The 26,519-nt window shown below is 31.3% G+C and carries 17 protein-coding genes; 7 read left to right on the plus strand and 10 right to left on the minus strand.

Annotated elements, in window-relative coordinates; translation table 11 throughout:
* Window positions 1-15: 15 nt before the first annotated feature.
* The 10 genes from CLU82_RS10760 to CLU82_RS10805 form a co-directional block, all read right to left on the minus strand.
* The gene (locus tag CLU82_RS10760; protein ID WP_100845007.1) at window positions 16-2,205 is read right to left on the minus strand and encodes a peptidase domain-containing ABC transporter; all 2,190 of its coding nucleotides are present in this window, start codon (window positions 2,203-2,205) and stop codon (window positions 16-18) included.
* Complete coding sequence (locus tag CLU82_RS10765; RefSeq protein ID WP_100843093.1) at window positions 2,201-3,784, minus strand: vitamin K epoxide reductase family protein; 1,584 nt, start codon at window positions 3,782-3,784, stop codon at window positions 2,201-2,203. Before CLU82_RS10765 ends, CLU82_RS10760 begins: the two co-directional genes overlap by 5 nt.
* Before the next feature lie 2 nt (window positions 3,785-3,786).
* Window positions 3,787-5,163 carry a DUF6734 family protein gene (locus CLU82_RS10770; RefSeq protein WP_100843094.1) on the minus strand — a complete coding sequence of 459 codons (1,377 nt, stop codon included), beginning with the start codon at window positions 5,161-5,163 and terminating at the stop codon, window positions 3,787-3,789.
* Between the two features lies 1 nt (window position 5,164).
* Window positions 5,165-6,340, minus strand: a complete 1,176-nt coding sequence (locus tag CLU82_RS10775) for a DUF6625 family protein (protein WP_100843095.1) — start codon at window positions 6,338-6,340, stop codon at window positions 5,165-5,167.
* 68 nt (window positions 6,341-6,408) lie between these two features.
* The gene (locus tag CLU82_RS10780) at window positions 6,409-6,609 is read right to left on the minus strand and encodes a hypothetical protein (protein ID WP_100843096.1); all 201 of its coding nucleotides are present in this window, start codon (window positions 6,607-6,609) and stop codon (window positions 6,409-6,411) included.
* A 100-nt stretch (window positions 6,610-6,709) separates the two neighbouring features.
* On the minus strand, window positions 6,710-6,910 hold the full coding sequence (locus CLU82_RS10785) for a hypothetical protein (protein WP_100843097.1): 201 nt from the start codon (window positions 6,908-6,910) through the stop codon (window positions 6,710-6,712).
* Between the two features lie 220 nt (window positions 6,911-7,130).
* Window positions 7,131-7,346 carry a hypothetical protein gene (locus tag CLU82_RS10790; protein WP_100843098.1) on the minus strand — a complete coding sequence of 72 codons (216 nt, stop codon included), beginning with the start codon at window positions 7,344-7,346 and terminating at the stop codon, window positions 7,131-7,133.
* 1,067 nt (window positions 7,347-8,413) lie between these two features.
* Window positions 8,414-9,229 (minus strand): SusE domain-containing protein, encoded by an 816-nt coding sequence (locus tag CLU82_RS10795; RefSeq protein WP_100843099.1) that lies wholly within the window; start codon window positions 9,227-9,229, stop codon window positions 8,414-8,416.
* Between the two features lie 22 nt (window positions 9,230-9,251).
* The gene (locus CLU82_RS10800) at window positions 9,252-10,859 is read right to left on the minus strand and encodes a RagB/SusD family nutrient uptake outer membrane protein (protein ID WP_100843100.1); all 1,608 of its coding nucleotides are present in this window, start codon (window positions 10,857-10,859) and stop codon (window positions 9,252-9,254) included.
* Window positions 10,860-10,889: 30 nt separating this feature from the next.
* Complete coding sequence (locus CLU82_RS10805; protein ID WP_100843101.1) at window positions 10,890-13,871, minus strand: TonB-dependent receptor; 2,982 nt, start codon at window positions 13,869-13,871, stop codon at window positions 10,890-10,892.
* 245 nt (window positions 13,872-14,116) lie between these two features.
* Here CLU82_RS10805 and CLU82_RS10810 point away from each other — a divergent pair, with 245 nt between their 5' ends.
* The 7 genes from CLU82_RS10810 to CLU82_RS10845 all read left to right on the plus strand — a co-directional run bounded on the left by CLU82_RS10810 (window position 14,117) and on the right by CLU82_RS10845 (window position 26,469).
* Window positions 14,117-15,139, plus strand: coding sequence for a LacI family DNA-binding transcriptional regulator (locus CLU82_RS10810; protein WP_100843102.1), 1,023 nt, complete (start codon window positions 14,117-14,119; stop codon window positions 15,137-15,139).
* A 697-nt stretch (window positions 15,140-15,836) separates the two neighbouring features.
* Complete coding sequence (locus CLU82_RS10815; protein WP_198520215.1) at window positions 15,837-17,162, plus strand: MFS transporter; 1,326 nt, start codon at window positions 15,837-15,839, stop codon at window positions 17,160-17,162.
* A 24-nt stretch (window positions 17,163-17,186) separates the two neighbouring features.
* A complete protein-coding gene (gene pgmB / locus CLU82_RS10820; RefSeq protein ID WP_100843104.1) occupies window positions 17,187-17,846 on the plus strand; it encodes a beta-phosphoglucomutase in 660 nt (219 codons plus the stop codon).
* 86 nt (window positions 17,847-17,932) lie between these two features.
* Complete coding sequence (locus CLU82_RS10825) at window positions 17,933-20,227, plus strand: glycoside hydrolase family 65 protein (RefSeq protein WP_100843105.1); 2,295 nt, start codon at window positions 17,933-17,935, stop codon at window positions 20,225-20,227.
* A 318-nt stretch (window positions 20,228-20,545) separates the two neighbouring features.
* Window positions 20,546-22,384, plus strand: coding sequence for a glycoside hydrolase family 13 protein (locus CLU82_RS10835; RefSeq protein ID WP_100843107.1), 1,839 nt, complete (start codon window positions 20,546-20,548; stop codon window positions 22,382-22,384).
* A gap of 14 nt (window positions 22,385-22,398) precedes the next feature.
* Window positions 22,399-24,786, plus strand: coding sequence for a TIM-barrel domain-containing protein (locus tag CLU82_RS10840; protein ID WP_232735240.1), 2,388 nt, complete (start codon window positions 22,399-22,401; stop codon window positions 24,784-24,786).
* 3 nt (window positions 24,787-24,789) lie between these two features.
* Window positions 24,790-26,469: an alpha-amylase family glycosyl hydrolase gene (locus tag CLU82_RS10845; RefSeq protein ID WP_100843109.1), complete on the plus strand. Its 1,680-nt coding sequence runs from the start codon at window positions 24,790-24,792 to the stop codon at window positions 26,467-26,469.
* The last annotated feature ends 50 nt before the right edge of the window (window positions 26,470-26,519 follow it).

The following is a 26,519-nucleotide window of genomic DNA, read 5'->3' on the forward strand; positions in this document are numbered from 1 at the left end:
TCTTTATTAAAATAATTAATTTCCTAATTCTAATTGGTTTTTTACTAATTCAAAGTAATTTCCTTTAAGAAGAATTAAATCTTTATGTGTTCCAATTTCTACTATTTTTCCTTTCTCTAAAACTACAATTTGGTCTGCATTTTTAACAGTTGAAAGACGATGTGCGATAATAACGGCTGTTTTGCCTTTTAGAAATTGATTAAGATTTTCCATGATTACCTTTTCATTATTGGCATCAAGTGAAGAAGTAGCTTCGTCAAAAAATAAATAATTAGGATTTTTGTAAACTGCTCTAGCAATTAAGAGCCGCTGTTTTTGTCCTCCAGAAATTCCTGTTCCTTCGTTTCCAATTTTGGTATTGTAGGAGAGAGGTAAGCTTTCTATAAACTCTTTAATATTTGCGGTTTCAACAGCGTGTAAGAGTTTGTTTTTATCTACATAATCATCTCCTACGGCAATATTATTTGCTATGGTATCATTAAAAATGAATCCTTCCTGCATTACAACACCACAATTTGATCTCCAGGCACTAGGTGAAATGTTATCAAATTTGATGTTTCCTAGAACAATTTCTCCTTTATTTGGCTCATAAAACTTCATTAAGAGTTTTAATAGTGTTGTTTTTCCGCTCCCGCTTGTACCTACAATTGCGGTAGTTTTTTGTTTCAGAATGTGTAAATTTAAATTCTCTAAGACATAATCCGGGTTTCCTGTATATCGAAAAGATAAATTTTTTATACTAATGTCTGAATGTTGCAAATCATGAATTTTAGGATTTAGTACATCTTCTTCATCTTCTTTGTCGTGAATTTCTCCTAGTCTTTCCAAGCTGATTTTGGCATCTTGAAGTGAACGAACGAATTCTACCATCTGCATTAACGGACTATTTAATTGGCCAATTATATATTGTACCGAAAGCATCATACCAAGGGTTAATTCCCCTTTTACGACTAATGTTGCAGAGAAAAAAGTAATCAATAAATCTTTTAGATGGTTAATGAAATTTGAACCTACTGATTGCCATTGTTCCAAAGTAAGAGATTGCATACTGACCTTAAAAAGGCGAATCTGTACAAATTCCCATCCCCAACGTTTTTGCTTTTCGGCATTGTGCATTTTTATTTCTTGCATTCCATTAATGAGTTCCATGACCTTGGATTGCTCACTCGCCACTTGTGAGAAACGCTTATAATCTAACTCTTTTCTCTTTTTCAAGAAGAATAATATCCATGCTAGATAGACAATACTTCCTATAATGAAAACCATGAATAGTTGAATGTTATAAAAAGCAAGAACAAAACTAAATACTACTAAATTCACTAATGAAAATATTACATTGAGTGAACTTCCTGTGAGTAATTGTTCTATTCTATGGTTGTCACCAATACGTTGCATAATATCACCCGTCATCCTACTGTCGAAATAACTGATAGGTAATTTCATTAATTTTATAAAAAAATCGGAGACAAGAGAAATGTGAATTCGGGTGCTCAAATGTAGCATTATCCATGATCTAAGTACTTCAATCGAAGTTTGTCCAGCGAATAGCATTAGTTGTGCTAAAAGCATTAAATAAATGAAATTTAAATCTTGAGTTTGAATTCCAATATCTACAATACTTTGAGTAAGAAAAGGAAACAGTAACGAGAATAAACTTGCAGCTGCTAAACCCACTATTAGTTGAGTAACCAGTCCTTTGTAACGAAACAAATACTTGGTTAAGTAACTAAAACTCCGTTTAGAGTCGCCTGAATCCCATTCGTTTTTATGAAACTCAGGTGTAGGCTCTAGTAAAAGAGCTATGCCTTCTTCTGTTTTTTCATGAGCGTTCTTGCCAATCCAAAATTTAATATAATCCTCTTTTGAATAGGTTATTAAACCATGACTAGGGTCGGAGATGTAAATGGTGTTGTTCTTAATCTTATAAACAACTACAAAATGTTGGTTATTCCAATGTACAATACAAGGGAGTGGAGATTCATTTTGCAAGGTTTCGAAACTTACTTTTATACCAAGAGTCCGAAAACCTAATGCTTCTGCTGCATCACTTAAACCTAATAAACTACTGCCTTCTCTAGTGGTTTCGGAAAGATTTCTAATTTGTTGTAATTCAATGATTTTTCCATAATATTTAGCTATGATACGCAAGCAAGTTGGTCCGCAATCTTTGGAGTCAGGTTGTTTGTAGAATGGGAAGTTTTTAATTTTCAATGTACGAGAGTTTTTCTTCAACTAATTCATCGATAAAATAATTGAGGTCATTAATTTGATATTCATTGGGCATAATATGTCCATTGAGAATAATGGCAGGTGTATAATAAATGTCATTCTGTAAACACCAATTATATTGATTAGGTATCATTTTGGTCGAATATTCTAAATGATCACTTTCCCATTTGTATTTCCATTTTTCTAAATCCATTCTTTCTACATGCCAATCATTTAATGAACTTATTGTTTTATGAACTTCTCCAGACCAATAATAGTTGAAAGCTTGCTTATAAATTAAATTACTTGGGTTTTCTGAATTCTCAATATTGATATTAAAAATGAGTTGAATCTTTATTTGATCAGGGCTTTTTTTCATCAATTTAATTGCTTTTTCATAAGCTGTATGACAATGCCCACATGATGCGCTTAAGACTAAAAATAATGTAACTGGCGATTCTATTTTACCAATTATAATCGTTTTTAAACTATTTAAATGGTCTTCATCAATTTTTTTATTGTTTTTTAATAATGTATTAAAAACATGATAATTATTTTTTAATTTATGATATTCTAATTCAATATTCTTGTTTTTATTAATCTTAACAGCTCTGTTTTTAAATTGATATCCCAAATAGTAAAGTAGGATAATAATAAATAGCCCTGAAAAAAATGAAATAATAGTTGTAGAATTAAATTTCAATGAGAAATTAAATGAAGTTACGACTAGTTGTAATAGTAATATAGCATCAATACCCAAACAAAGAATACACCATTTTTTTATCACAAATAATTGATAGTAAATAGAGTAAAGGATAACGGGAAGGCTGAAAAAGCCAATTATTGTATAAATAGTACTATTTAACACAAAGGAACTAAGGACAAAAAATAATGTTAACGAACTAAAATAGAGTATTGAAATATCACTTAAACTTATATTTTTAAAAACTTTGGCTCCATTAGAAGACAATACCTCTTTACAACTAGTTTTTTCGGTGACATTGCATATTTTCGAAATGGAATCATTGTGTAAACCCATTTCTTCGCGTACTAAAATTACACTAATAGCAAATCCAGTTAATAACAGTAAATAATAAAATACTGCTGTAGTTAAGTTCTCTTTGTTTTCTAAATACAATAAAATTAATGATACAATTAAAAATGTACCGACAATATTGTATTTATTATATGATACAATTTTTGTTTGGGCTATTTGATTTTCTTCAATGATAACCACAATAGAATTCCAACCTTCAAGATATTCCGAATTGGTTATCGTTTTTTTAAAACTATTAGAAAATTGTATTTCAATTTTGTCGTTTAGTTTTTTAGTATAAACAATTTCGCTTCCAGTTTCTGTGAGATAAACAGAGATAAAGGTTTTTGGTAATTTGTCAAAATCACTTTTTTCTAATCGTGTTGCGATATTATCAATTCCAAAATAATTAAAAGTATCTACAATAGCTATTAAACTTGGATAGTCAGGATGTGATTCTAATGAAATTAAAATTTCTTCTTCAAAATCATAGTACTTATTTTCTCGGAGGTATTTTTTTAGATAAAAAAAGTCTGTCATCTTTATGAAATTAAATCTATTTCTTTTTCTTTTGCTTTTAAAAAAAGTACTTTTTCAACTATGAAAAATCGTGTTCTATTCTGAATCAATTCTATAAAATTCGTTCTCCCTTCATTGTCGATATCTTCTTCTAAATAAGTATTCATTTTTAGTATAAATTCTTCATAAAGTATTGGGTGTTCTAGTTCTTGTAAAATAAGTTCATCAATCTCATCAATACTTAAAAGCGAAATTTTCTGACCGAATTCTGGGATAATAACGGATCTTACATTTTCATTTAATTGCTCATTGAAATAATCTCTAATTTCAATTTCAGCAAATTTCAATAATTCAAAAGAATCCTTGTCAGCAATTAATTGATCGAATTCTTGTGGGAATTCCAATGACATAAAATTTCTCCCTGTGATATATTCATTCGAAAGCTCCTGAATAATCTTTGGAGTGTTTTTTAATTTAAAATTATCTTTCAAATCTTGATTTTTAAACTTATCAAAAGACATTTCATAGTGTGAAAAATGAGTAGGAAACAATTTTCTTAATCGCTCAAAATATTCTGGATATTCTTTAATAACGTAGGTTTCTAAATTATTACAAATACGCTCACTTTTTTTATAGGTTCCAAGTAAATGGAGGTAGTTTTTTTGATTAGGCACTTTATCAAAATCTCCAAAACCAATATAATCATTGTCATTCGGAGTATCTGAAAACATGCAATTAACTTTTTCCGAAGATTCTTTTATCATGTTATAAAATAGTACTTGTTCGAAAAAAATATTAAAATTAAATCCATTAATAGAATTCCAAACGGATTTATTATTATCAACAAATTCTAAAGATATTGCTGCATAATGCTTAAAGTACTCGTAATTATTTCCTCCAATAATTCCCATATTATAAGCATAACTATTGGAGTTATTTATGTAATCTTTCATTTCATTTGGCACAAATACCAAATTAGGATAAATTTCTTTCCACATTTCTTCATAATATTCGGTTGTGATTTCTAAATTCTGAGTAATAAAATCTCCATTTAATAATTCATCCGAAAATTTTTCCCAGATAAAAACATCACCATCAACATGCAAAAAAGGTTCATTTTGAAGACTATAAGTTTTAATTTTAGGTATTGCCCAAAGGCTTTTATGATAATGATTAAGTTCGTCTAAAACAACATGAACTTTATGATAAGGTAATTGAAGTTTATCAATTAATATTTCATATCCTTTTTGATCTGTATATAGTTCTACTTCATAAAATTTGGCTAATTGATTAGCACTTAATATCCAGCTTAACCAATTATGAGGTTCAGAAAGCCAGCCGTAATTTTCGGTTAATGGATTTGTTAGATTTTGAGACCAAAAGGATTGAACTATTTTCATTTTAATTTATTGATTTGGTATATTTAATTATGTTTCCATCAAGAAAAACTTCAGAGAAACTGTTTTTTTCGTTTTTATAATATTGTTTGGTAGATTTATTAAAAAAATAGTTTTTGTGCAAACTCATTTTAATTAAATCATATTGATAATCAATATCTTCATAGTATAAATAATTTTGTTTTTTTATGTTTTTACCAATAAAAATGTGTCTATTCATATATGAATATTGACCCGTTTCTAAATCAGGTATAACTTTTGCTTTAAAAAATTTAGAACATAACATATCCATTTTAAAAAGATAATTTCTAAGATTAGGCTTTACGCAATCAGTCCATTTAGCAGAAATGCCCCAATTTGAATTCTTCCTAATATTATACTTGTCGATATAGTATGACTTAGGTATATTTTTCCATTTCTTTATTGTTGAAAAAATATTATTCTTGTAACAACTAAAGTGATAGAGTAAAACTTCGTATTCGTCTTTATAACTTAAAATACCATTTTCCCATTTGATTTTGCCTGGTGTACCTTCGATAATGAACAAATCAAAATGTACTCTAATATTATTTTGTTCTTTAATTAAAACATGATGAATACTTTCTGTCTTTGTTGATGTTTCCAGGATATTTTTTCCTAAAACAACATCATCATAAGCACCTCCGCATTCATCAAAACAATAATTTTCGTTTGATGTAAAAATATAAGCGTAATCCTTACTTTTTTCATATAAATGATTTACGGTTGTACTATTTCTAAAAAGTAGAAAATACCCAGATGGGAAAGAATCTTTTACTGAAATCACATCATAATTATCCAGTAAGTCGTCGGTCATAAACTCCCTGATTCTTCCAAAAACAAGATCGATGTCGCAAACTCCCCAAAAATCATAATTAGAAATTTCATCTTGAAAAATAATTCCAAAGGCAGGTTTGAAATCACAAATTTTATAAGCATTAGCAATTTTAATATCGAGATTAAGTTTTTGTGAAGCAAGTAAATTAAATGCCTCTATAGAGAACTTTACCAATTTTACATTTTGTGGTATGTCTCTTTTTTTTTCATCATTTGAAAAGATGATAAAATCAATGGTTGGGTTTGTTTCACATGATTTTAAAAAAAAATCAAAATACCAGGGTAGTCTTCCTAGATAACAATTTAACAGTACTATTTTATTCATTAGATTAAAATAAAAGACTATACTATATAATTTAGTATAGTCTGTTTATAAAATAATTTAGGCGATTATTAACGGCAAATTCCTGTATAAGGATTTCCAGAAGTTTGTTGATCAGAAACGCACTTTAAATTTGGAGCACAATTAAAAATTCCATGATTTAAGTAGCAAAAACTTCCTGCTCCTGCACCGCAACCTGAACCTCCTTGAATCATTCTCATTTCGTCTCTTTTTAAACCCTCTGTAATGTTTTTTAAACTAATTTTTTTCATTTTAATAATTTTTAAATTTTGTATGTCTACTCGTAAGCTTTTCGACTTCCGCTTTATTATTGTTTAAAGGATATCTTGCTTTTGTAATTAAAAAAAAGATTTAAACGCAGATTCCAGTATATTTATCTCCTACATATTGAGGTGATGGAACACATTTTAAACCTGAAGCGCAATTAAAGATACCATGATTTACTTCACAATATCTTCCTGCAGGATTCCCACAACCAGACCCCCCTTGAATCATTCTCATTTCGTCTCTTTTTAAACCCTCTGTAATATTTTTTAAACTAATTTTTTTCATTTTAATAAATTTTTTAAATTTTGTATGTCTACTCGTAAGCTTTTCGACTTCCGCTTTTGGATGATTGAAGTACAGCACGTTTTTGAAATTTAAAATATGATCTAAATAATTTCAAGTGCAAAACATGAAGATTCAACTAATTTTTTTTTCATTAGATAAAAAAAAATGATTTTCAAAATTTTTATTGAACTCCTAAATAGTCCCATAAGGATTTTTTAGATTAACCACAGATTCCAGCAGTTTGGCCGTTGCTTGAAGTAGCAACTAACGCTGGATTTATAGGTATGCATTTTAATCCTGTGGCACAATTAAATACGTAATTATTTGTTATACAGCTTCTTCCTGTTCCGCATCCGCATCCTGACCCACCTTGTATCACTCGCATTTCTTCTCTTTTCATTCCTTCAGTGATATTCTTTAAACTAATTTTTTTCATTTTAATGATTTTTTAAATTTTATATGTCTACTCATTAGCTTTTCGACTTTCGCTTCTCTAATTTTAAAATCATATTTTAAAGACTTTAATTTTGATTTCGGTCTTAAGTTGCGCAACTTGTTTATTTAAAAATCTTTTAATTTGTATTTGCAACTACAAGCTAATCAGATGAATAAATCAAAACAAATATTATTTGGGCCATCAAAAATTCATTTAATATCTTAAAAATATAAAAAATATCTTATAGATTTATAATTGATTTCGCGAAACTAATCCTACAACGTTGTAGTGTTAATAAAAAATAATAATAGTATATAAATGGATTAAAAATTATCATTTTAATTATTTTAAAATAATTTTATTAGAATAATTTAAAGTTATAGTTAATTAATTAAAATAAAAAGATAAGAATAGTTTGACTTTCTTTTATGTTTCTAAAGCACCCATTTTTTTCTTTTTTTTTCAAAAAAATATAGTCTTCCGAACCATAATATAAATATTACAGTGTTCCATATATTCATGTTTGAGTTGATGATTTTTCTATCATTTTACTTAATGCTTTATTGAGATATCAAATTAAAGCTATTGAGGGGCTTTCTTTTTTTGTTGGCAATTGTGCTGTAATAACATAAAAAGAACTTGTATAATCTCTTCATTTTTTATCTCTAAGCGCTTTGCAATTCTTAATATTGTTACAGATAAAAACGGAAAAAGAATTTAAATATATTGTAATTCGCAAAAAAGGTCTTTAAATAGGAGCTTGCAATCTCGAAGATCGCATAAAGTTATCGGCTTATTTTATGAGGCTTCTTGTCAAATTTATTCTTGTCAAGAATAGTTGAATATTTTGCTAGATTTAAAAAGCAGATTTAGATTGTTTGTAGAATATGTTGAGGATAAAATTAAAAGGCGCTATATTTTGTAGAAAACAGGGTGAATTTAGAACTCTTAATAGTTAGAATTTAAATAAAAAAAAGCCACCAAAACTTAATTTGATGGCTAATTTAGTAATTAAAGTATTGTGATTTAGACTAAAATACTGTCTAGATCGATAACCTTTTTGATTTTTATTCTAAAGTGATAGTCTTTGCAGTATTATCAATTGTTAGTGTTCTTTCTCCTGTAGGACCTGTGTATTGGAAATTACTGTCACCATCACCTGCATTTATCAATTCCGGATCAATAGTAAATCCATTAGAAGAATAGTATGTGTAATTATGGCTAGCATCCCAGTTACCACTACTTGTAAAATTATTTCCTAAAAATTCTCTGAAAGCTGCATTCTGAGTTAACACAACTGTTACTTTATAAACATCTGTTTTACCTGAAACTAATGGAAATTCTGTTTCAGCATCACCATCCCATGTCCAACCACCTGGTGTAGCAGCTCCAACTAACCAATGTGAAGAAGCTAGAGGTGTATGGTATGGTGTAGCTTTAAAAGTGTGAAAATTTGAATATTGTGCTTCTGAACCAATACCTACAGTCGCTTTGATACGAATATCAACACTGTTTTCTTGTTTCTCAATAAAGCCACCATTTACTAAAGCTGAGTTTAATTCCATTACTGTCAAAGCTCTATAGTGTTCAGTAGTTGTTGTTACTGCAGTAGGAGCAGCGAAATCAGTTCCTGCCTTTGCAATTTCTATAGTATAGTTCACTACTGTTTGTGTGCCATCATATTTAGCATCTTCCCAAATTACAGTTGTAGCAACTTCGTTTTCATTTTCTTTTGTTAAAATAATATTAAAGTCATTTTGAGGCGTAAGTAAAACTGGCGCTAAAACTGGCTCTATAACAGGTCTGTTTTCTACATCATCTGCATTACATGACACTACTAAGATACCTATGAATGCGATTAAAATTTTATATATATTTTTCATTTTATTATTTTTTATAAATTAGTTAGTATCCTGGATTTTGTTTTAAGGTTGGGTTTGCCTGAATTGTTCTTGAAGGAATTGGCATTAAGTCTTTGTATGACTCGGTAGCGCTACCATTTTTAACACCACCTTTCCATTGCCATATTTTAGATCCTCCTGTAAATTTACCAAAACGAATTAGGTCGGTTCTTCTGTGGCATTCCCAGAACAATTCTCTCGCTCTTTCATCCAAAATAAAGTTAAGTGTCAGGTCTGAATTTGAAATGGTACTAGAACCTGCTCTTGTTCTAATTTTATTTATGTAACCTACAGCAGTTGCAATATTACCAGATGAAGCACCCCTAAGTGTTGACTCGGCATACATTAAATAGACGTCTGATAATCTATACATTGGAAAATCTGTATCAGGGATATCAGTTCGTTGTGCTGTTGAACCATCAGAATTTATATTGGTATACTTAGTAACTGCATATCCATTACTAAATTCTCCAAATTTTTCAATATCTAAAGTCTGACCATTTGTATAGAAAGTACCTCTTTTATCTGCAGTTGCAGTTGCATCAGGAAATAGTTGAACAAATTCTCTTCTTGTTCGAATACCACCCCAGCCACCATTCATGCCTTGTGCCGCAGCATTCATAGTTCCTCCAATAGAGGCGTGTAAAATAAAACTCATACCACCACCAGTGGCTCTAATGGCAATACCATCGCTAACAATTGGGAATATTACTTCATTTTGAGCTCCATTTCTATCATTGTCAGCAGAAAATAAATATTTATAAGGAACATCTGCAAAAGTATACCCAGAATTTGTTATAATGTCGTTACATAATATAGCAACCTCATTATTTTTATCTACACCAGTATAAACTTTAGAATTTAAATAGATCTGAGCCAATAAGAATTTAGCGGCCGTTTTATCTACTCTGCCATATTCATTGGCTCTTGAAGCAACTAAACTATTGTCTAAATCTTTTAGTTCTGACTCAATAAAAGCAAAAACTTCTGCTCTTGTTTTTTGTTCTGGATAAAAGAAACCAACTTTGTCATTTTCTGTCGTTATTGGAACATTTCCAAACAAGTCCATTAAGTTATAATATGAAAAAGCTCTTAAAAAACGTGCTTCTGCTCTAAAAGTAGCAATTTCAGCTTTCATAGTGGCATCAACGCCTCTTGCAGTTAATTTTTCATCTGTAGTCTGTCTTAAAAATTCATTAGCAACACTAATTTGATAAAAAGCTCTAGAAAAAGTCCCATACAAAAACTGGTTACTAGGACTCCATGTTTGACCATTTAATGCTGGTAAACCATCATCATTCCAAGCTATAATAGCTTCGTCAGTTGGAAATTCCTGTGTAACAAAAAGCAATCGTAAATAACTACTAAAATCACCAGTAAGACCAGCAATATCTGCAGTACCATCTCCATCATTACCACCTACATAGAGACCTGCGTACATTTTTGCTAATACTTGTTTGTAAGATGTTGGATCTTTGTAAAAAGCATCCGAAAGAAACTCATCATCATCTGTTGGAGTCACATTTAAGTCATCTGTACACGATGTAAGTGTCATATTTAATCCTAGAATAAATAGGAGGAAATAAGATATATATTTAAATGATATTTTCATTTGTTTATTTTTTTAAATTTTATTTTTCTATTAGAAATTTGCATTTACTCCAAACAAAAATGTTCTGGCTCTCGGGTAGACGTTATTGTCTATTCCGTTGAATTTCTCAGGATCTAAACCATTATACTTTGTAAGAACAAAAACATTTTGTACTCCTCCAGTAAATCTTAAAGAAACGTCTTTTAATATTGTTTTATCAAAAGTGTAACCTACTACAACATTATCTAATTTGATAAAAGAAGCATCTTTTACATAATAATTAGAATAATTACGTACTGTTCCATTTGAATTGCTTTCTGTCGTAAAACCAGTATTGTAATAATCGGAACTAATGTTAGATAAATCTGACTGCCTTCTTAAGCCTGCTTCTGAATATCCTTTATCCGAACTTACGTTATCGTAAATATAGTTTCCTAAACTACCTCTCCAGTTCATTGAAAAATCAAACTTTTTGTAGCTTAAAGTAGAGAATAATCCAAAAGTGTAATCCGCTGTCGGTTTGTGAAATTTATAACGGTCAGCATCAGTAATAGCTCCATCACCATTTCTGTCTGCATAAGCACCTTGGATTGGCTTTTTGTTGGCATCGTACAATTGCTCAAAAACAAAAAATGTATTTGGAGCATATCCTTCAGAATTAATTAATATTTGATTTCCTGAACCTCCAGCAATTACATCTCCTGTAATATATCCTTGGAAACCTGGAACCGTAACTCCTAAATCGGAAATTTTTTGATCAATATAAGTTGCATTAACAGCAAGATTCCAAGTTAAGTTGTCATTTTTAACAATATCAGACTGAAGGCTAAATTCATACCCTTTTGTTCTTACACTACCAATATTACTATACCCTTGATTTCTTATATTTGCTCCATCAGGAATTGCAATAAGAGCCAAAAGGTCATTTGATTTTTTATCAAAATAGTTAATAGTACCTGTTATCCTGTCGTTAAGAAATCCAAAATCTACTCCTATGTTCATTTCTGCTAAATCTTCCCATTTTATATCTTTATTATAACCTTCAGGTCTAGCGGCTTTGTAAATAACACCATCAAAAACGTATTGTGTATTTGTGGTACCTAAAGTAACTCTTTCTAAATAATCATATGAAGGGGGGATATCTTGTTGCCCAGTAGTTCCATAACCAGCTCTTAATTTTAAGCTAGAAAGAGTCGAATTGTCTTTTAGGAAATCTTCTTCAGCCACATTCCATGCAAAAGCTCCTCCAGCAAAATTTCCCCATCTGTTATCTTTAGAAAAACGAGAAGTTCCATCTCTTCTATAGTTTACAGTTAATAAATACCTGCTGTCATAACCTAAATTTAGACGCCCAAAATAGGATTGTAGGTTAATATCTGCGTCAGTAGCTACATCCGCTCTGTCAAGTGTTTCTGTTGTTTGACCAGAATTATATCCTTCTCTTTGAAATAATTGGTAGTTGTAACCTGCCGTTGCATCTATTTTAAATTTCCCTAATTCTTTAGTATAATTAAAATAAGTATTTAAGTTTTTATTTTGACGATTGTCTGTATAAGATGTATAAGTTCCTAAATTTACCCAGTTACCGTCACTAAATAAATTTGGTTGATAGCCTATAGCACTTTCTGTACTAGATTGGTTATAGCCATTACTGTCAAACTTATCAATACCCCCCTCAGCTACTATTTTTAAATCCTCAAAGAAGTGTAATTTATATTCAAGTCTTATATTTCCCCATTTTCTTGTAGAAGTAGCTCTTCTTTCTTCCTGATTTATTCTTGCTACTGGATTTCTTGCAGGTAATAAAGGTAAGTCTCCTGATCCGTCTAACCATTCAAAATATCCTCCGTAACGAGAACCTTCCTGATAAATAGATTGTGTTGGGTCAAACGTTATTGCACTGCTGATTAACGCAGATTCATCTTGAAATTGATTTTTTCCGAAAGATATATTTCCGCTAATGTCAATTTTTAAATGATTGTCAAATAATACTGGATTTAATGACAACGATGTTGTAGTTCTTTCAAATGAAGTATTTCTTAATATTCCTGGATTATTAACATTTCCAACAGATAATCTTACGGGTAATTTGTCAAATAAAGCACCACTTGCAGATATATTGTTGTTTGTTGTTACAGCTGTATTAAAAATTTCGTCCTGCCAATTTGTATTTGCTGTACCTAGTAGTGCTTTTTGAGTAGCAGTACCTTTTTCGTTTACTACAGCGCGAAATTGATCTGCGCTTAAAACATCTACTGTATTAGCTACTGTATTAATACCCACTTGAGAGTTAAAGTTAATTTTCACTCCTCCTTTTGTTCCTTTTTTAAGGGTAATAACAATTACTCCATTTGCTGCTCTAGAACCGTAAATTGCAGCTGCAGAAGCATCTTTTAAAACTGTAAAAGATTCAATATCGTTTGGATCGATTGTAGATAAGACACTTGTTGATCCATTAGGAACTGCATTACTCATTGGAAGACCATCTATTACAATTAAGGGTTCATTAGAAGCACTCAATGAAGACCCTCCACGAATTCTAATATCCGCTTTAGCACCAGGAGCACCTCCTCCAACAATATTTACGCCTGAGATACGACCGCTAATTAAGTTTTCAGGAGTTACACTAATTCCTTTATTGAATTCTTTTGCAGAAATTTGTGAAACGGAACCTGTTGCATCTTTTTTCTTAACAGTACCATATCCTACTTGTACAACTACCTCTTTTAATTGATTGGAATCTTCTACAAGTTTAATAGTTAATGAGCTTTGTGATCCAACCGTAATGGTTTTAGTTTGGTATCCCACAAAGCTTATGGTCAATACATCCGTAGATTTTACATTGGCCAATAGGAATTTACCATCAAAATCCGTTGATGCTGAACCGCCACTTTCTCCTATTTTTACATTTACTCCCGGAATTGGTTGTCCTGATGCACTATCAAGTACCTTTCCTTCAACTTTGTTCTGAGCAATAGCGCAAAACGGAAGTAGGAGCAATAAAAATAACAACTTTTTGTAAATTGTTTTCATACTTTTTGTTTAAATTAATTGTTTTTTTGGTTAAGTTTTGTTTAAGTTTTTTTTACTTCGAATTTCAAAATTAAGAATTAATTAACACGCCCGACAAGACGAAAAATTACCAGCCTTACGAAAACGTGATAGTGTTGAAAACTTTGCTTTTTATATTCATTTTTATGCGAATATTTACAATAAATAAAAAATTATGTTATCTTTATTACGAATTGAATAGTACAATGAAGTAATACCACTTTAATATGAAGAGAAAAATAACGTTAAAGCAAATTGCCAAAGAATTAGATGTTTCTATTTCAACTGTCTCAAAATCACTTAGAAATAGCCCTGAAATTGGTGAAGAAACACGATTAAAAGTTCAGGCATTTGCTAAATTTTATCACTACAAGCCGAATAATATTGCACTTAGTCTTAAGAACCGAAAAACTAAAACGATTGGAATTATTATTCCCGAAATTGTACATCACTTTTTCTCTACAGTAATTAATGGTATTGAACAAATAGCTAATGAAAATGGATATAGTGTAGTTATTTGTTTGTCTGATGATTCTTTTGATAAAGAAGTTCTAAATATGGAGCTTTTGGCAAATGGGAGTATAGATGGTTTTATAATGTCTTTGTCTAAAGAAACTCAGTATAAAGGAGATTTTCATCATATTACCGAAGTAATAAATCAAGGGATGCCCGTTGTAATGTTTGATCGTGTAACCAATGAAGTGTTATGTGATAAAGTGATTATTGATGATAAACAAGCAGCATATGAAGCCGTTCAAAGTTTAATTGATAAGGGGCGAAAAAAAATTGCGCTGGTTACTACAGTAGATTATGTGAGTGTTGGTAAATTAAGAACCGATGGTTATATAAAAGCTTTGTTGGATAATGACTTGCCCTTTGATGAAAGTTTGATTATAAAAATTGAAGACATAGATACTTGTGAAATAATTATTGGAAAATTATTGGAAGATGAAGCTATTGATGCTGTTTTTGCGGTAAATGAAATTTTTGCGGTAACGTGTATAAAAACAGCTAATAAGATTGGTTTAAATGTGCCTAAAGATCTTGCAGTAATTGCTTTTACAGATGGAATGATTTCTAAATATTCAACTCCAACTATTACCACTGTCAGTCAAAGTGGTGTTAAAATGGGGAATCGTGCGGCAAAAATAATTATAGACCGTTTGGAATCAGAAGATGAATCTGATGAAGAAAATTATATGACGGAAGTTATAGAAACCTATTTAGTAGAGAGAGAGTCAACAAATTAAAAAAAGACAGTTGTATTATTAAATATATTAACTACAGGAAGGGAATATATTGTTCTATTGGGATTTTGTTTAAAATATAAATCGAATGGGTTTTAAATCCATTCGATTTTTTTATTGTGTTTTGCTAAATATGAAATATTTTGCAAAAAAAACGCTTAATTTATTAACAACTACAACCTTGTAGTAAAAAAAATTGATTGTTTTTGAGTTTTATTAAATATAAACCAAAAACTATTTTATATATTTACTCCCCGTTTATAGCTTTTCTTTTACTTCGAAAATAAGATGAGTTTTTTTATAACGAAAATTTTCATGCTATAATTTTTTTAAATGCGATGAAGTATTTAAAAAATGAATTCATGAATTTTATAATGATTAATGAATTTTATAAGTGTATTGTTAATGATTTATGTGAGTCCATTTATGGGTTTTTCTTTAGCGACACTTTAAATTGCCTCAGAACAAAAATTTTATTAGAAACAATGAAATAGATTTTAGTTTTTTTCAGAAATAGCCAAGTTTGTTATTATGAAAAAGAGTAACTAATTTGTTTGTATATGAAAATTGTTTTGAGAGTAATGATTTGAACCCAATTTCATTTTGTATTATTTGTATTTTCATTATAAATTGTATCAGATATAATAAGAAAATATAGGTAGACAGTGTGTTTACCAAATAAATATTTAAATTTTTAATAATGGGAAAACCGAAATTAAGTTTTTGGCAAATTTGGAATTTAAGCTTTGGATTCTTAGGGGTTCAAATTGGATATTCTTTGCAAAATGGAAACACTAGTAGAATACTAGAAGCATTGGGAGCTGACGTTCACAGTATTGGTTATTTCTGGCTGGCAGCACCTTTGGCTGGTTTAATTGTACAGCCAATTATTGGTCTTTCAAGTGATAAAACTTGGACCAAACTTGGTCGTCGTATTCCTTTTATCTTTTTTGGTGCAATTGTATCGGCATTAGCAATGTTTTTTATGCCTAATGCGGAGTATTTTACCTATTTGTTGCCTCCTTTGGCTTTTGGAGCTGTAATGTTATTATTAATGGATACATCATTTAATGTTACTATGCAGCCATTTAGAGCTCTTGTTGGCGATATGGTAAATGATGAGCAGAGAAATTTAGGATATTCACTTCAAAGTGCATTAATTAATTTTGGAGCTGTTTTTGGATCATTATTGCCTTGGATCTTAGTAAAAATAGGTTTGTCAAATGTACCAGCTGCAGGAGAAAAAGTAGCAGAATCTGTAATTTGGTCTTTCTATATTGGAGGAGCAATATTATTGGCAACGGTTCTTTGGACTGTTTTTAGAACCAAAGAATATGCACCAAAAGAACATGCAGAATACAATAAAATTGACTTGAATGCTTCTGAGAATAAACCAAGTGAAAATGTTCTTAAATTAATAGGAAATGCCCCGAAAATATTTTGGCAATTGGGTATTGTTCAGTTTTTCTCATGGTTTGCATTGTTTTTAATGTGGGTTTACACAACGAGAGCTATTGCAAATCAAGTATGGGGACCAACTGCTCTGGATGCCAAATCAATTGGGTTTAATGAAGCAGGAGATTGGACAGGAGTTATGTTTGCTTTTTATAGTGCAATAGCTGCATTGTATTCTTTACTTATTCCTTCTATTGCTAAATCTATTGGTAGAAAGAAAACATATAGTTTCTCTCTAATATTGGGTGGATTAGGATTAATATCCATGTTTGTTGTTGAAGATAAAAACATGTTATTGCTATCTATTTCAGGAGTTGGTTTAGCATGGGCTGCAATTTTAGCGATGCCTTATGCAATGTTATCAGGTTCGTTGCCTGCAGAAAAAATGGGAGTATATATGGGGCTTTTCAATGCAACGATAACCATACCTCAAATAACAGCAGGAGTGTTAGGAAGTACTTTGATTATGCTATTTGGAGGGAATCCAATGACTATAATTGTAATTGCTGGTATATCCATGTTAATTGCTGGTTCAGCTGTATTTTTTGTTAAAGAAAAAGTACAACACTAAAATAAATAATAAGTAGAATTTATAATGAAAAAGAGAAAAGGATTTATTTTTGATTTAGACGGTGTAATTGTAGACACTGCCAAATATCATTTTTTAGCGTGGAAAAAAATCGCTAATGAATTAGGAATTGATTTCACATTAGAACATAACGAATTATTAAAGGGAGTGAGCCGAGTTCGTTCCTTAGATATTATTTTGGAATTAGGAAATGTTGCAGCTTCTCAGGGAGATAAAGATAAATGGTTAATTCAAAAAAATGAAGATTATCTTTCCTATTTAGTAGATATGGACGAAAGCGAGATTTTGCCGGGAGTAATGCCCGTTTTAAATTTTCTGAAAGAAAACAATCAGCCAATCGCTTTAGGATCAGCAAGTAAAAACGCAAGACCTATTCTTGAGAAAACTGGAATTCTACCTTTTTTTGACGCTATCGTTGATGGAAATGATGTAGTTAATGCAAAACCAGATCCTGAAGTTTTTCTTCATGCTGCACGTTTATTGAATGTAACTAACGAAGATTCAATTGTTTTTGAAGATTCTGTAGCAGGAGTTCAAGCTGCAAACATTGCCGAAATGTTGAGTATTGGTATTGGAGAAGAAGAAACACTACACGAAGCTCAGCACATTTTTAAAGATTTTACCCATATGGATTCTGCTTTTTTGGAATCGTTAATAAACAAATAACCAATAAATATAAGGTCAAAGTGGAATGAAGCAAGGAGGTGTTTCGTTCTTCAACTTCAAACCTTAGGCTTAATTTAAAACAAAAAATGAATCAAGATTATATAAAACCAGATAATTGGTCTATCATTGAAGAAGGATTTGATAGAGAACAAGTAAAATCTTCTGAAAGTTTATTTAGCATCGGTAATGGTGCTATGGGACAAAGAGCCAATTTTGAAGAAAATTATACAGGAGAAACTTTTCAAGGTAGTTATATTGCTGGAATCTATTATCCAGATAAAACTAAAGTAGGTTGGTGGAAAAATGGGTATCCTAAATATTTTGCCAAAGTATTGAATGCTCCAAATTGGATTGGAATCGATATTGAAATCAATGGTGAAAATTTTGATTTGAATACATGTACAGAAGTATCAAATTACCGTCGTGAGTTGAATATGAAAGAAGGTTGGTATCACCGTTCTTTTCATGCAACACTTAAAAACGGAACACAAGTGGCTGTTGATGTACGTCGTTTTTTATCATTAGATTTAGATGAAGCAGGTATAATTAATTATGAAATCACACCTTTAAATAAAGACGCCAAAATCATCTACAAACCTTACGTTGATGCAGGTGTGACAAATGAAGATACAAACTGGGAAGAAAAATTCTGGGAGCCTTTGGATGTTAAAAAAGCAGGAAACGAAGCTTTTGTTACAGCTCAAACCTTCAAAACACATTTTAAAGTAACCACCTTTATGCAAAATACAATTTTTGCAAAAGGAGAAAAACAAAATCTATCCCCAACTTCTGTTGATACAAAATCTGATAAAATTTTATTTTATTATGATGTGATTGTTGCTAAGGGAGAAAAATCGGGAATTCAAAAAATTGGAGGTTATACCGTTTCGTTAAATCATGAAGATACAATTTTGGCTGCCGAAAATGTTATTCAAGCTGCTTTAGCAAAAGGATACGACCAATTATTGCAAGACCAGATTGATGCGTGGGCAAAGATTTGGGAAATGTCAGATATCACTATTGATGGTGATGTAAAAGCACAACAAGGTATTCGATTTAATATTTTTCAATTGAATCAAACCTACTTAGGAAAAGATTCTCGTTTGAATATTGGACCAAAAGGGTTTACAGGAGAAAAGTACGGAGGTTCTACTTACTGGGATACCGAAGCATATTGTATTCCATTTTATATGGCTACAAAAGATCAACAAGTTGCTCGTAATTTATTGACATATCGTTACAATCAATTGGACAAAGCAATTGAAAATGCCAAAGATAATTTAGGGTTTACTAACGGAGCAGCTTTGTATCCAATGGTTACCATGAACGGTGAAGAGTGTCATAACGAATGGGAAATCACCCATGAAGAAATTCATAGAAACGGAGCTATTGCTTTTGCAATTTATAATTACTATCGTTTTACTGGTGACTACTCTTATATTCCCGAAAAAGGTCTGGAAGTATTAATTGGTATTGCCCGTTTTTGGCACCAAAGAGCTTCTTTCTCTAAAAACAAAAATCAGTATATGATTTTAGGAGTAACTGGACCAAACGAATACGAAAACAACATCAACAATAATTTCTATACCAATTATATTGCTAAATGGTGTATTGATTATGCTACGGAACAAATTCAAAAAGTTTCTTTAGAATATCCTTCTGACCATAAACGTATTATCGAAAAAGTAAAACTTTCTGAGGCTGAATTACAAGAATGGAATAAAGTAGCTGGTAATATGTATTTTCCAAAATCTGAAGAATTAGGAATCTACTTGCAACAGGATGGTTTCTTAGACAAAGATTTAGTTCAAGTAAAAGATTTAGATCGTTCACAACGACCTATTAATCAAAAATGGTCTTGGGACAGAGTATTGCGTTCACCTTACATCAAACAAGCTGACGTTTTACAGTGTTTCTACTTTTTCGAAGATCATTTTACTAAAGATGAATTGGAACGTAATTTCGATTTCTATGAATCATTTACTGTACATGAAAGTTCGCTTTCACCATGTGTACACTCCATTCAAGCTGCTTTGTTAGACAAAATGGATATGGCATATGCTTTTTACTTAAGAACTTCTCGTTTGGATTTAGATGATTACAATAAAGAGGTTGAAGAAGGTTGTCATATTACATCAATGGCAGGGACTTGGATGAGTATCGTTGAAGGATTTGGTGGAATGAGAGTGAAAAATGATACACTTCATTTCTCACCAAAAATCCCTAAAGAATGGGGCGGTTATTCCTTTAAAATTAACTTCCGAAATCAGATTGTAAAAATCTCGGTAGATCATAAGGAAACAAAATTATCCTTAGAAGGAACTGCAGCCCTTACTGTTTATGTAAACGGCACAGCAATTTTGGTTCAGCCAAATAACTAGATCAATTATTATAAACCCTTTCTTAGTACTACTTCGAAAGGGTTTTAAAATTTTAGGCATATCATTTTTTAGACATAAACTGTAACTCGATTATTTTTTTGGAGCATTAGCATAAAGCATTTTTTGTTAATATGGTTCCTGCTCTCCGCTGCAATCTTTTTATTTTTAAAGAAAAAATAAAAAGGATTTTCACTGCGATCAGGGCTAAAGGGAGATATAGTGTTTTTTTTGCTATTATTTACAATTACAATCGAAATCAGGTTATTAACAGTCTGTTGGTTGCTAAAATATATTCTAACAAAATCAATTTTCACAAACATGAAAAAATTAATCATTCTTTTATTCTTCTTTTCTGCATCAGTTTTTGCTCAAATAGATAGAGTTGAGCCTCCGTTTTGGTATGCAGGAATGCACAATCCGGAGCTTCAAATTATGTTTTATGGCAAAAATATCGCTCAAAATGAAGTATCAGTTTCTAATAACATTGTAATTGCATCCGTTAAAAAGACCGAAAATCCAAACTATCTTTTTGTTACAATTGATACTAAAAATGTAACCGCACAAGATTTTGTTTTTTCTTTTTCTAAAGATAAGAAAATCAATTTCACCAAAAAATATAGTTTAAGACAAAGAAGAGAAAATTCAGCTTCAAGAAAAGGGTATGATGCTTCCGATTTGATTTATCTTATCATGTCTGATCGTTTTGCTAATGGGAACCCAAAAAACGACAGCGATAAATCAGTTGTTGAAAAAGGAAACAGAGCACTTCCTGGCGGAAGACACGGTGGTGACATTGCAGGTATGATTCAGCATTTAGATTATATTAAAGAATTAGGAGCTACAGCACTTTGGCCAACGCCACTTTGCGAAGACAATGACAAAACTTATTCGTATCATACTTACGGACAATCTGACGTTTATAAAATAGATCCACGTTTTGGAACCAATGAAGAGTATGTACAGCTTTCTGCAGAATTACATAAACGGGATATGAAATTGATTATGGATTATGTAACAAACCATTGGGGAGCCGAACATTGGATGGTTAAGGATTTACCTTCTCAAGATTGGTTACATCAATTTCCAGAATTTACACAAACCAATTACAGAATGACAACTCAGTTTGATACCAATGCTTCTGAAATTGATGCTAAAACATGTATGGATGGATGGTTTGTAAAATCGATGCCAGATTTAAATCAATCCAATTCTTTAGTAAATACCTATTTGAAACAAAATGCAATTTGGTGGATTGAATACGTGAATTTAGATGGTTTTCGTGTAGATACTTATTCGTATTGTGACAAAAAGGGTATTGCCGAATGGACCAAAGCAGTAACCGATGAATACCCTAATTTCAATATTGTTGGGGAAGTTTGGATGCATGATCAAGCCCAAATGGCATATTGGCAAAAAGATAGTAAAATAGCGGAGATAGAAAATTATAATTCGTACTTACCCTCGGTAATGGATTTTACCTTCACAGAAACTTTAGGGAAAGTATTTAATGAAGATAATGGTAAGTGGAATGAAGGAATGGTAAATGTTTACGAGAACTTTACCAATGATTTTTTATACCCGAATATCAATAGTATTATGACTTTTGTAGAAAATCATGACACCAATCGGTTTAATGAAATTTATCAAAAGGATTTTTCAAAATATAAAATGGCAATGACATTATTGGCAACCGTTCGAGGAATTCCTCAAATTTATTATGGTTCCGAGATTGCAATGGCCGGAAACAAAGATAAAGATGGAGATGCTGCAATTCGTCAAGACTTCCCTGGTGGTTGGGATGGAGATAAAAATAATGCTTTTGAAAAAGCAGGAAGAACGGCAGAGCAACAACAGTTTTTTGATTTTTCGGCTCAATTATTTAATTGGAGAAAATCGAACGAAACCGTGCATTTTGGAAAAATGAAACATTATGTTCCAGATAATAATGTTTATGTGTATTTCAGATATACTGATACAAAATCGGTGATGGTGGTTATCAATAATAATAAGGAAACTAAAACTTTTCCAACTAATCGTTTTCAAGAAAGTATATTAAATTATAAATCAGGAAATGATGTGCTTTCAGGAAAATCAATTGATTTGAAAAATGATATTACTATCGAAGGAAAATCCGTTTTGATTTTAGAATTGAAGTAAGAGAACTGATGATTATGAAAAAATTAATTTTAGTTTTATTTATAACTAGCCTTTCTTTTGCTCAAAATGCAAACAGAAAATATCAAAGCTATAGCCTTGTAAATAATATATTAGAAATAAAAACATCGGATGGGAATTATCTTATAAAACCCTATTCTGATAAAATAATAGAAACCTCTTTTTTGCCAATAGGAGAAAAATCAAATTCTAATTCTCATGCAGTAGTTTTAGTGCCTGAAAATGTTACTTTCAAGGTTAAACAATCCGAGAATATGGTTGTTTGTTCAACTAAAGGTATAACAGTTTCTATTCAAAAAAGCCCTTTTCAAATATCCTATTTGTACAATAATAAAGAGGTGATTTCAGAAAAGAATGGATATGTAAAAAGAGGTACAAACAGTAAGGAACAGCCGCAAGAAACAATTGAGTTTAATTTGGAAGCTACCGAATCACTTTATGGCGCTGGTGCGCGTGCATTAGGAATGAATCGTCGTGGAAACCGTTTGGAATTATACAACCAAGCCGATTATGGATATGGAACGCATTCCAAAAAGATGAATTTCTCTATTCCGCTCGTGATGTCTTCCAAAATGTATGCTGTTCATTTTGATAATGGAGCAATCGGTTATTTGGATCTTGATAGTAAGAAAGACAATACGCTGGTTTATGAAACGATTTCTGGTAGAAAAATATATCAGGTTGTTGTTGGTGATACTTGGGCAGATTTGACTTCGAATTACACATCGTTAACTGGAAGACAGCCACTTATTCCTCGTTGGGCTTTAGGGAACTTTTCTAGTCGATTTGGCTACCATTCTCAAGCGGAAGTAGCAAAAACAATTGATAAATATTTGAAAGATGAAATTCCTGTAGATGCCATAATTCTTGATTTGTATTGGTTTGGAAAAACGGTTCAGGGTACCATGGGAAATTTGGATTGGGATAAAGATAATTTCTCTGATCCTAAAAAAATGATTTCAGATTTGAACAGTAAAGGTGTCAAAACGATATTAATTACAGAACCTTTTATTTTGACCACTTCCAGCAAATGGCAAGAAGCGGTTGATAAAAAAGTATTAGCAACAGATAATCTTGGAAATCCATTTAAATATGATTTTTATTTTGGAAACACAGGACTTGTAGATGTTTTTAAACCAGAAGGGAAAACATGGTTTTGGAATATTTACAAAAACTTAATCAATCAAGGAGTTGGTGGTTGGTGGGGAGATTTGGGCGAGCCAGAAGTGTTTCCATCAGCAGCATTTACATCTCAAGGAACAGCTGACGAAGTGCATAATATTTATGGGCACAATTGGGCAAAAATGATTAACGAAGGTTATAAAAAAGATTTTCCAAGTCTGCGTCCTTTTATTCTAATGCGTGCTGGATATTCGGGTTCGCAACACTATGGAATGATTCCATGGTCTGGAGATGTAAGTCGTTCTTGGGAAGGTTTACAATCTCAACCCGAAATTGCATTACAAATGGGAATGCAGGGGATGGGATATATGCACTCGGATTTAGGAGGTTTTGCTGGAGATTATTTTGATAATGAATTGTATGTTCGTTGGTTACAATATGGTGTTTTTCAGCCTATCTATCGTCCACATGCACAAGAAGATGTTCCTTCTGAACCTGTAAATAAAGATATTGTAACTAAGGGCAAAGCCAAAAAACAAATAGAATTACGGTATCAAATGCTGCCGTACAACTATACATTAGCCTTTGAAAATAATAACAAAGGATTACCATTAATGCGTCCGTTATTTTTTGAAGAGCCTACGAATGAAAAGTTGCTGAATTCTTGTGATTCTTATTTGTGGGGGAATGATTTTTTAGTAACGCCTATTACCAAAGCAGGTGTTACTAATACAACTATTTATTTTCCAAAAAACAATAATTGGTATGACTTTTATTCAGATGCTAAATATGAAGGAGGAGTAGCAGAAAACGTTGTTGTTTCGGCAGATAATATACCTGTTTATGTACGTGGTGGGGCTTTTATTCCAATGATAAAAACGATTCAAAACACTACAAAATATTCATTATCTTCGTTTGATTTGCATTTTTATTATGATGAAAAAACACCTTCAAGTTTTGGAAAATTATATAATGATGACGGAATAACACCAAATGATTTTGAAAAAGGAGCTTACGAAATTTTGAATTTTTCGAATAGTACAAAAGACAAAGTGATTACCTTAAAAATGAATACTACTGTTGGTAAATCATTTGTTAGTAACGATAAAAATGTTACGGTATTGGTTCACAATATCGCTGTAAAACCGAGTAAAATTACTATTAACGGCAATGCTGTTGATTGCAAAATGAATGCTAAAACTCTTGAAGTTCCTGTAATATTAAAACAAGGAATGGACAACGAAATTAAAATACAATTATAAATTATGAAAAATAGAAGTCTAGTAGTATCAGTGATTCTTTTATTGGCTACCACTTTCGTAGATGCACAAGTAAAAAAAGATTCAGAGATAAAACATAATAAAATGAAAACCGAAAAAACACCTTTTGTTTGGGAAGGTGCCAATTTATATTTTTTGATGACCGACCGTTTTAATAATGGTGATAAAACAAATGATGTCAATTTTAATAGAACTAAAACTGCTGGAAAACTTAGAGGATTTGAAGGAGGAGACATTAGAGGAATTATTAAAAAAGTGGATGAAGGGTATTTTACAAAATTAGGTATCAATGTAATTTGGTTTACTCCAGTTGTAGAGCAAATTCATGATGGAGTAGATGAGGGGACAGGTTTTAGTTATGGATTTCATGGCTATTGGGCTAGAGATTGGACAGCTTTAGACCCTAATTTTGGAACTAAAAAAGATTTAGCAGAACTGGTTAAAAAAGCACATGGCAAAGGAATTCGTATCATGCTAGATGGTGTAATCAATCATACAGGACCCGTTACAGAGATTGATAAGGTTTGGCCAGAAGGTTGGGTTCGTACAGAGCCGCAATGTCAATACAGTAATTTTGACAACACTACTGCTTGTACGTTGGTTGCTAATTTGCCAGATGTAAAAACGGAAAGTAAAGTAGAAGTAACAGTACCTCCTTTTTTAGTCGAAAAATGGAAAGCAGAAGGAAGATATGATAAAGAAGTGGCTTCTTTGGACGCTTTTTTCAAAAGAACGGGTTACCCAAGAACACCAAAATATTACATTATAAAATGGTTGACGGATTATATCACAGAATTTGGAATTGATGGATATAGAGCCGATACTGTAAAACATACTGATGAAAGTGTTTGGGCCGATTTTAAAACGCAATGTGATTATGCATTTGCCAATTGGAAAAATAATAATCCAAATCAAGTGTTAGATAATAATCCATTTTACACCATTGCCGAGGTGTATAATTACAATATTAGTGCTGGAAAATTATTTGATTTCGGAGATAGAAAAGTCAATTATTACGAGAATGGTTTTACAGCCATGATTAATTTTGAATTCAAAAGTGATGCTCAAAACGGGTATTCTACTTTATTTTCAAAATATTCCGATTTGCTCAATAATGAATTAAAAGGAAATAGTGTTCTTAATTATTTATCCTCACACGATGATGGTGGACCCTTTGATGCAAAACGTACAAAAAGTATCGAAAGTGGAACAAAGTTATTATTAACCCCAGGAATAGCTCAGGTGTATTATGGTGATGAATCTGCTCGTTCTCTTGTAATAGAAGGAACTCAGGGTGATGCCACATTACGTTCATTGATGAATTGGGACGCGATTAAAACAAATCCCGAAACTCAAAAAGTACTTTTGCATTGGCAAAAGTTAGGTCAATTTAGAAAAAATCATCCAGCAGTAGGAGCAGGAGTAAATGTCGAGATTTCGGCAAAACCTTATGTTTGTTCCAGAACTTTTACTAGAGAAAAATACTCGGATACAGTAGTAATCGGATTGGATTTAGCAAAAGGGAAAAAGGAAATTGGTATTGGTAACGCTTTCAAAAATGGAGCCACTGTAAGAGATGCTTATTCTGGTAAAACAGCAATAGTATTGAATGGAAAAGTAACGATAGACACTGAATTTGATATAGTGTTGTTGGAACTAAAATAATAATTTTAGCTAATTAAAATCGAAAACGCCTTTATTTCTAAAGGCGTTTT

This window comes from Flavobacterium sp. 5 (genome assembly GCF_002813295.1).
GTDB lineage: Bacteria > Bacteroidota > Bacteroidia > Flavobacteriales > Flavobacteriaceae > Flavobacterium.